Annotated in this window: 4 protein-coding genes; all 4 read right to left on the bottom strand. The window is 71.4% G+C overall.

Annotated features, from left to right (window positions below; genetic code table 11):
* Window positions 1–2 precede the first annotated feature (2 nt).
* Window positions 3–992 carry a 2,3,4,5-tetrahydropyridine-2,6-dicarboxylate N-succinyltransferase gene (gene dapD, locus ACFU99_RS40525; protein ID WP_384402844.1) on the bottom strand — a complete coding sequence of 330 codons (990 nt, stop codon included), beginning with the start codon at window positions 990–992 and terminating at the stop codon, window positions 3–5.
* 120 nt (window positions 993–1,112) lie between these two features.
* Window positions 1,113–1,658 (bottom strand): TetR/AcrR family transcriptional regulator, encoded by a 546-nt coding sequence (locus tag ACFU99_RS40520; RefSeq protein ID WP_384402841.1) that lies wholly within the window; start codon window positions 1,656–1,658, stop codon window positions 1,113–1,115.
* On the bottom strand, window positions 1,658–1,981 hold the full coding sequence (locus ACFU99_RS40515) for a DMT family transporter (RefSeq protein WP_384402839.1): 324 nt from the start codon (window positions 1,979–1,981) through the stop codon (window positions 1,658–1,660). The genes ACFU99_RS40520 and ACFU99_RS40515 overlap by 1 nt, the downstream gene beginning before the upstream one ends.
* 237 nt (window positions 1,982–2,218) lie before the next feature.
* Window positions 2,219–2,557, bottom strand: coding sequence for a metal-sulfur cluster assembly factor (locus tag ACFU99_RS40510; protein WP_384402847.1), 339 nt, complete (start codon window positions 2,555–2,557; stop codon window positions 2,219–2,221).
* Window positions 2,558–2,569: the final 12 nt, after the last annotated feature.

Raw genomic sequence — 2,569 nt, 5'->3', positions numbered from 1 at the left:
GCTCAGTCGTTGCTGTGCAGCGCCTCGTTGAGCCCGCCCCAGGAGCCGGAGCGCGGCAGGGCCTCGACCCGACCGGAGGTCGAGTTGCGGCGGAAGAGGAGGTTGTTCGCGCCGGAGAGGTCCAGCGCCTTGCTGACCTCGCCGTCCGGCAGCGTGACGCGGGTGCCCGCGGTCACGTACAGACCGGCCTCGACGATGCAGTCGTCGCCCAGCGCGATGCCGATGCCGGCCTCCGCGCCCAGCAGGCAGCGCTCGCCGATCGAGATGATCTGCTTGCCGCCGCCGGAGAGGGTGCCCATGATCGACGCGCCGCCGCCGATGTCGGAGCCGTCGCCGACGACGACGCCCGCGCTGATCCGGCCCTCGACCATGGACGCGCCGAGCGTGCCCGCGTTGAAGTTGACGAAGCCCTCGTGCATCACGGTGGTACCGCTTGCGAGGTGCGCGCCGAGGCGGACGCGGTCGGCGTCGGCGATGCGCACGCCGGCCGGGGCCACGTAATCGGTCATGCGCGGGAACTTGTCGACGCTGGTGACGGCGAGGTGCAGCCCCTCGGCACGGGCGTTCAGGCGCACCGTCTCCAACTGGTTCACGGCGACGGGGCCCAGGGAGGTCCAGGCGACGTTGGCGAGCAGACCGAACATGCCGTCGAGGTTCTGGCCGTGCGGGCGCACCAGCCGGTGGGAGAGGAGGTGCAGGCGCAGGTAGACGTCGTGCGTGTCGATCGGCTTCTCGTCGAGGGAGGCGATGACCGTACGGACGGCGACGACCTCCACGCCGCGGCGGGGGTCGGGGCCCAGCGCCTTGGGGGCGGCGGCGCCCAGCAGTTCGGCGGCGCGCTCGGCGCTCAGCCGCTCGGTGCCGGACGGGCCGGGCTCGGCGGTCAGCTCGGGCGCCGGGAACCAGGTGTCGAGGACGGTGCCGTCCTCGGCGATGGTGGCAAGGCCGGCGGCGACAGCGCCGGTGGTACGGGGGGCAGCAGCATCGGTCATGACCGAACCATCCCCGCCCACGGCCCGTCGAAGCGAACCGGTCCCGGCGCCCGGCTCCACTGCCGGCCGCGCGCGCGCCGTATGCGGGGCTCCTCCCGTCACGCCCCGCCCCGCATCGCGTCAGCCGATGACGCGCTCCAGCGTCGCGCGCACTTCCGCCCGGTCGAAGGGGCGCCCGGTGAGGAGCAGCTGGAGCAGCAGCCCGTCGATTAGCGCGACGAGCGTCCGCGCGGTGGCGTCGTCCTTGGTGTAGCGGGCGAGCATGGCGACCATCTCGTCCAGCCATGCCGCCGCGACCGGCTGCAACCGCTCGCGGCGCAGGGCGGCGAGGTAGAGGTCGTACTCCAGCCGTATGCGGCTGCGGTCGCCGCTGGTGGCCGTGCAATTCTCCAGCAGCCGGACGAGCCCGTCCACGAGCGGCTGCCCCTGGTCGAGGTAGCCTTCCCAGCTCGCGACGGATGTCGTCGGACCGCTGTTGACCTGGTGCAGTGCCGCGATCAGCAGCTCATCGAGACTCGCGAAGTGGTACGTGGTGGAGCCGAGCGGCACATCCGCGGCCGCGGCCACGCTGCGATGGCTGAGCCCGTCGATGCCCCGTTCGGAGACCACGCGGATCGCGGCGTCCACGATGCGCTGCCGCCGGTCCGGGTCGTAGCGGCGCGCCATCAGTGGGACGCTCCGCCGATGTTGAGCACGACGACCCCGGCGATGATCAGGCCGATGCCCAGCATCTTCGCGGCGGTGGCGGCCTCGCCGAGGAAGATCATGCCGATCGCCGCGATGACGGCGGTCCCGGCCGCCGACCAGATGGCGTAGACCGTCCCGACCTCCATGCTCTTCAGCGTCTGCGCGAGCAGCACGAAGGCGAGCAGATATCCGGCGGCGGTGCCCAGCGACGGCCACAGCTTGCTGAACCCGTGGCTGTACTTCATGGCCGTGGTCGCCAGAACCTCGGAGAGGATCGCACCGGCCAACATCACATATGGCATGAGGACGAGCGTACACAACGTTACGTACGACCGTACACACGCGTCCCGCGCAGCAGAAACCCGCCCCGACCGAGGTCGGAGGCGGGCTGCTGTCGGCGTCGGCGCGAGGCCGGTCGGGCGTGAGGCCGGTCGGGCGTGAGGCCGGTCGGGCGTGAGGCCGGTCGGGCGTGAGGCCGGTCGGACGGGCGTGAGCCCGGTCAGACGGGCGTGAGCCCGGTCAGACGGGCGGGAGCCCGGTCAGACGTTGAACCCCAGGGCGCGAAGCTGTTCGCGGCCGTCGTCGGTGATCTTGTCGGGGCCCCACGGGGGCATCCAGACCCAGTTGATGCGGAGTTCGTTGACGATGCCTTCGGTGGCCGACTTCGCCTGGTCCTCGATGACGTCGGTGAGCGGGCAGGCCGCCGAGGTGAGCGTCATGTCGAGGGTGGCGATGTTGGCGTCGTCGACGTGGATACCGTAGATCAGGCCGAGGTTGACGACGTCGATGCCCAGCTCGGGGTCGACGACGTCGTAGAGCGCCTCGCGGACCTCCTCTTCGGACGCCGGCTTCGTCGTCACAGCTGCGTTCTCACTCATGCGGTCTTCGCC

This window comes from Streptomyces sp. NPDC057654, assembly GCF_042800135.1.
GTDB lineage: Bacteria > Actinomycetota > Actinomycetes > Streptomycetales > Streptomycetaceae > Streptomyces.
The sequence above is the reverse complement of the archived record's forward strand: the minus strand, read 5'-3'. Positions and strand labels throughout refer to the sequence as shown.